The following is a 6,914-nucleotide window of genomic DNA, read 5'->3' as shown; positions in this document are numbered from 1 at the left end:
GAGAGTCAATAGTTTGGGCTCTGAGTGAGTGTCTTAACCGTTGTGGCGGTTGCTATAACTAAATTTTTCTTCCTTCTTCCTTCTTCCTTCTTCCTTCTTCCTTCTACTTATTACCAAGGGCTTCCCACCATTGTGAACCCACTCCAGAAAAAGGGATGAGCCATATTTCTATTACTTAAACTGGCTAAATTTGGAGGGAGAGGAAAATCTTCTCCTGTTGTAATCAGCCGTCCATTGCGAAGTTGCACTTTGCCAGAAATCATTGCTAGCTGTGCCTCTCTTAAAGCTTCTGCTTTAATTTTGCTGTGCCTGAGTTCCTGATAAAATTCCATCATCAATCCCATTGTACCTTCATCAGATACATACCAAAGACTGGCAAGGGCTGATTTAGCTCCGGCTTTTACAGCTAATCCACCAAAACCTAACTCTGATTCCCTGTCCCCTAAAGCAGTTCGACAAGCTGAAAGCACTAGCAATTCTACTGGGGGAAGATCCCAGTTAAGAGTTGGGATTTGATTGATTTCCAATTTGCTGTTCCAAAGCTGAATGTAAGAGTTCTTTGGTTCGCCTGGATTAAAAGTAGCGTGAGTGGCTAGGTGAATGATTCCAAACTGGGTATTAAGGCGTTGCGATCGCAAATTTTCTAAGGTGAAGGCTTCGTTGAGGAAGGATTGACCCGGCCACAAATCAGAAACGATTGAGTGCAATTCAATGGGTACGCTGGGTAAGGGTTCTTTATCCTTAAATTCAGAGGCTCCCATTGCTAAGACTTTAGTACCATCAATAGATGCGTAATGGCTATTAGTTAAGGAAAAACTGGGAATCAAACTGAAGCTGTATTTTTCGATTAAGAATTGCTTGCCATCGTGCAAAGCTGCGATCGGCATACTCCTTAACCCTGGATCTAAAGAAAATAGCAGGGTTTCAATCCCCAAGGTTTTTAAGTCTTTTTCTAGGGGTGCAATTATCCACTGATAAAGTTGTTGGGCGCGGGATAAATAACTGGTACTGCTCCGTTGGCGAGGGTTGGTAATTTCCATTCGGAACTGTTCAACTATTGGTAAAAGAATTGCTTTTTTTGCTGCTGAGATGCTGTAGCGAATTGGGGAGGCTTGACCAGTAACTAAAATCAATTCTAATTGATCGTTTCTGGCTACTACATAGATAATAGCACAGGGCTTACCGGGAATCACAGCGATACGTTTTAAAGTTTCCTGCATTGTAGCGAGGGTCATTCTTTCGTGACCTGGTTCATTTTTGACTCCCAGGTAGCTGTCATATTCTTGATTTCTATACTGCTCAATATTAGCTACTGTTGTCTCAATATCACTTTCAAAGATTTGGTCAGAGGTAATCGATTTAATTACTTCTAGAGAAGTGGTGAGTGGGGTTTTTACTTGATTACTAATTGCGGTTGATGGCTGTTCGTGGCTGACTGTTGCTAGTTTTGCGCTTGTTTCTAGATCGCTACTGGCAGCGATCGCAGGGACGGTAGAAACTTGCTCTCTAGGAGGTACGCTGGGGGTTTCTACGAGGTTGATTTGTTGATTGGGTACGGGTTCTAATTTGGGGGTTGGAGGGCTGTCAAAGGTGATTTTTGCGGCTGTGGGTGTGGGTGTTACAGTCGGCGTGGGTGTCGGATTTGGGGAAACTTCGGTGGTTGTGGGAGCGGAAGTTGGTACGATCTGCTCTGTTACAGGTGCGATCGCAATCCGATCTGTGGTTTCTGTGGTTTCCACTGGGAGAGGATTGTCTGGCGTGGAAGTGAGTGTGCGATCGCTGGTTGTTTGTACCTGAGTTGTTGTCTGAATATTTGTCTGGGGTATTGTTTGTTCCGCCTTGTTTTCGGTTTCTGATGCTGGTTCTACCCGATCGGCAGTATCAGGTGTTTGTTGCGCCGGTGTATAGGTAAAGCTAGGCGCAGGCGTTGCCAGCGCTGTTGGCGGCGCTTGTGGGAGTGGGGGTTGTGCCTCAAGAATGGGGGTTTTAGTTGATTTCTGGGTTTGAGGTTCTGCGATCGCGACTGGCGGTGTTGGCGGTGTCTGCGGTGTGGGTGTTGCAGGGATGACAATTTCTACTGGTGGTATCTCTGCCACTGGGTTTTCCGGTTGTGCGATCGCGACTGGCGGTGTTGGCGGTGTCTGCGGTGTGGGTGTTGCAGGGATGACAATTTCTACGGGTGGTGTCTCTGCAACTGGGTTTTCTGGTTGCGCGATCGCGACTGGCTGTGTTGGTGGTGTCGGTGTTTCCGGTATGGTAATTTCTACTGGCGGTGTCTCTGCGACTGGGGTTTCCGGTTGTGCGATCGCGACTGGCGGTGTTGCAGGGGGTTGTGGCGTGGGTTCTGGCGTGGGTTCCGGTAGCGGTAGTGCATCATCAGTCTGAAGCGCAATATTGCCCAAAGAGAAAGAGCGCCTAAACGATTGGGAAGGCAAGATGGTAAAATCGCCATTAGTAATGGCCGCCGCAGTGCCATTGATCGTGCCGTTTCCTACCTCAAAAGTTTCAATGGGAGGCCCGCCATCTCCCCCTACGTGGCGAATGATAATTGAACCTCCAGCAATACCGCCGCCTGCGGAAATGCTAGCGGTTCCCGTTGGGGAAAAGGCAGTGGCAAAGGAACTTCTAGCGCGGAAAAATCCACCTGTTGATTCAATAAAAATGTTCCCCCCTGTACCGCTGGGGCCGCCTTGAGCATTAATAGACTCAACTTGTACGTCGCCGATGGGATCGAGGGTGACATTACCGCCATTGCCAAGGCTACCGCTAGAATCGATCGCACCTGTTGTGATGCTGATTTTGGCATCGACAAAGATTTCACCGCCAACTGTAGAGGCGGAGTTGAGGTTGCCAGTTGCGATCGCATCGTTTTGGCTTTTGAGGTAAAGATTGCCGCCGGCTGTGGTAATATTTCCTGCTGTCAGGTTGTTAGCAGTTGCCAGCTTTACGTCTCCGCCAGAGGTTTGGATATCTGCTACGCTAATTGTGCCAGTCCCGGATGTATGAGTTATGCTGGCAGCGGCGATCGCGTTTGTTGCTGTTAAGTTATTAGCGCTAAAAATAGTTAAATTGCCAATAGCGGCGATATCTCCCACATTACCAGTAAAGAGGATATCTCCATTGCCAGCAGTTAAGTTGAGGTCAGCGTTGCCGTTGATGCTATTGTTAAAGGAGATATTGCGATCGCTTGTACTCAGTGAAGCGTTACCTGTTAAAGTAATGGGGCCATTAAATAGAATAGTACCGCTTGTGGTGGTAATGCTACCTGCAAGATTAACTGGATTGGTACTATTTTGCTCGAAGTTACCTGTGAGGTTAATTGTTGCTGCGGCAGAGATATTGAGATTACCTCTAGAAATTACTAAGTTTCCTAATGGGATATTGCTACCTACAGCATCACTAAAGGTGATATTACCGACAGGTAAATTTATGGTCAGATCGCTATTACCATCTAACGTAGAATTGAAACTAATACCCTTTCCTTTAAGTATGGGATTATTAGCAATAGTGACTGCATCGCCATAAGTTTGAGTCGCTGTTGTCGTCACATTGCCATTGATTTCTGTTGTCCCACCTACATCTGTGGTTAAGTTTCTGACTTTTACTGTACTCCCAAAGCTTGTCGTACCGCTGCTATTTACTGTTAAATTTCCTAATGAGACATTACTACCTACGGCATCACGAAAGGTGACATTTCCTGTAGGTGAATTTATGGTGACATTGATATTGCTATCGCTATTAGCATCTAAGGTGGAATTGAAAGTAACGGCATTTCCTATCAAGATGGGATTATTGGTAATCGCGACTGCATCGCCATAATCCTGAGTCGCCGTTGTCGTCACATTGCCATTAATTTCTGTTGTCCCGCCTGCATCTGTCGTCAAGCTTGTGGCGTTAACAGTGTTGACAAAGCTTGTCGTCTCGCTGCTATTTACTGTTAAATTTCCTAACGGGATATTACCGCCTATGGCATCATTAAAGCTGACATTTCCTGTAGCTGAATTTACTGTAAGATCGCTATTGCCATCTAAGGTTGAATTGAAAGTAACGCCATTTCCCGTCAGGATGGGATGATTAGCAATGGTGACTGCATCGCCATAATTTTGAGTCTCTGTTGTCGTGATATTACCGTTGATTTCTGTTGTCCCGCCTGCATCTGTCGTCAAGCTTGTGGCGTTGACAGTGTTACCAAACCTTGTCGTCTCGCTACTGTTTACTGCTAAATTCCCTAACGCGATATTAGCGCCTATGGCATCATTAAAGGTGACATTTCCTATAGCTGAATTTACCGTCAAATCGCTATTGCCATCTAAGGTCGAATTGAAAGTAACGCCATTTCCCGTCAAGATGGGATTATTAGCAATCGCGACTGCATCACCATAATTTTGAGTTTCTGTTGTCGTGATATTGCCATTAATTTCTGTTGTTCCGCCTGTATCTGTAGTCAAGCTTGCGGCGTTGACAGTGTTAGCAAACCTTGTCGTATCGCTGCTATTTACTGTTAAATTGCCTAACGGGATATTACCGCCTATGGCATCATTAAAGCTGACATTCCCCGCGCTTGAATTTACTGTAAGATCGCTATTACCATCTAAGGTTGAATTGAAAGTAACGCCATTTCCCGTCAGGATGGGATGATTAGCGATCGCGACTGCATCGCCATAATTTTGAGTCTCTGTTGTGGTGATATTGCCATTAATTTCCGTTGTTCCGCCTGTATCTGTAGTCAAGCTTGCGGCGTTGACAGTGTTAGCAAACCTTGTCGTATCGCTGCTATTTACTGCTAAATTTCCTAACGGGATATTACCGCCTACGGCATCATTAAAGCTGACATTCCCCGCGCTTGAATTTACTGTAAGATCGCTATTGCCATCTAAAGTTGAATTGAAAGTAACGCCATTTCCCGTCAAAATGGGATTATTGGCAATCGCGACTGCATCGCCATAATTTTGAGTCTCGGTTGTAGTGATGTTACCGTTAATTTCTGTTGTCCCGCCTGCATCTGTCGTCGCACTTTCGGCATTTACTGTACTAACAAAGCTGGTAACGCCACTACTATTTACTGTTAAATTGCCTAGCGAGACATTGCTACCTACCGCATCGCTAAAGGTGACATTCCCAGTTCCAGCATTCAAGGTCAGATTTTGAGAACCGTCAACAGTATTTTGGAATAGAATCGGGCCGTTGTTAGCAGTAAGACTTATGGACTCGCTCACCGTTACAGCCTGAGCAAACGTAATGCTGCTAGCATTAGTAATATTGCCACCAATTGTGACATTTCCCGTGCCATTTTGTAGGAAATCTCCGACAACGCCGATCGTAGCAGCGGGAACGATCTTTAACTCGCCACTATTGGTAATAATAAAGTCTTCTGCACCAACCGTAATCGCGCTATTCAAATTAATATTCGCGCCTGTCAAAGTCAGGCCGCCGCTGTCGATCGCAGCATTGGAAGTGATATCATTGCTACCAGCGTTCAAGCTAGCATTTCCAGCAACTAGAATACTACCTGCTTGAGCGATCGCTCCGCTTGATGTTAGAGTCAAGTTGCCACCCAACACTACACCAGCGATGTCTGTTGCTGCTCCTTCAAGGATAGAAGCATTTTGACCAGTTAAAGTAATCGCACCAAAAGTATTGGTAGGATCGAGGAGAGTAATATCTCCGATTGCATTAAATGCTGTCGCGCCTGCAACGCCGATCGCTCCACTCTGAGTAATATTACCGCCAACGGTGACGTTTAAAGTACCTGGGATTGTCAAAGTGCCCAGATCGATAGAATTAAAATCATAGAGTCTAACGTTGTCGCCGCTAGTAACAATTATCGTGCTAAAGTCGTTACCAGCACTTTCTAGGGTAATGTCAGATCCGTTGGCATTGAGGGTGGTTGTAGCTGCGACTATAATATTACCGCTGCCAGTAATTACACCGTTAGCGGTAGCATTGAAAGTCCCAGAAATATTGGAATTGCCGATGTCAATGGCGTTAGCCTCGGTGAGGGTGACATTGTTGGCGCTGGTGACGGCGACGGTGCTAAAATTATTGCCAGGATTATCAAGGGTAATATCGTTTCCAGGCGCGTTGAGGGTGGTTGCGTCGGTGACATTCAGAGGCCCGGTTTGCGCGATCGCGCCAGTAGCGGATAAATTAAGTTGACCGCTAATTGTGGATGGGTTGATGGCGATCGCGCCGCTGTTGCTAAAAGCAGCATTACCCATTAAAGTTGTGGTTAGCTGGCTAATGTTAGTAGATAAGGGATTCGCGACTGTACCCACATCCCCGCTGACAGATAAGGACAGCAAACCCGTACCACCGATGGCGATATCAATCCCACTAGGCGCGCTGGTAACGCTACCGACATTCATGGTGAGAGTGCGATCGTTTGCTACGGTGAGGGTATTTGCAAAGGTAGTGGCCCCGCCGTTGAGTGTGAGGTTGAAACTGTTGCTAGTAAGATCGATGACTCCGCTAGCGCCGATGCTGATGGTTCCCGATGCGCCTGTTTCACCAATAGTAACAGAACTGAAACCGTTAAGCTGATTGAGTTCTGCTGCTGTCAAATCTAGGGCCGTTGTACTACCAGGGCCACCAATGGCGATCGCACTACCCGGAGTGAAAGGTGTAAGTAACAGCGTCCCTTTGCCTTGGACGGAAGTATCTGTAAAGTCAATTTCGTTGCTAGTTAGGGTAATATTACCAGTATTCGGTAAGCCGTTGCTGTTAATATTTGCAGCCGTAATTCCTGAAGGTGTGGTAATGGCGATCGCGCCACCGGCATTGTTAACAGATGTGCTATCTAAACTGCCAAAGCTAGCATTTCCACCTGTAGTATTAACGGTGATATTACCACCAATGCCACTAAAAGTAGAGTTAGACTGTACTCCGCCAGCGGTAATGTCTCCTGTAGCAGTAAT

1 protein-coding gene is annotated in these 6,914 nt (G+C 46.2%); it reads right to left on the bottom strand.

Annotated features, from left to right (window positions below; genetic code table 11):
• Positions 1–110: 110 nt before the first annotated feature.
• Positions 111–6,914: CHAT domain-containing protein (locus OSCI_RS12125; protein ID WP_039962218.1), on the bottom strand; the 6,804-nt coding region annotated here is incomplete at its 5' end.

The sequence above is a fragment of the Kamptonema sp. PCC 6506 genome (genome assembly GCF_000180455.1).
GTDB lineage: Bacteria > Cyanobacteriota > Cyanobacteriia > Cyanobacteriales > Microcoleaceae > Kamptonema > Kamptonema formosum.
This window is presented reverse-complemented; position numbering and strand designations above follow the sequence as displayed.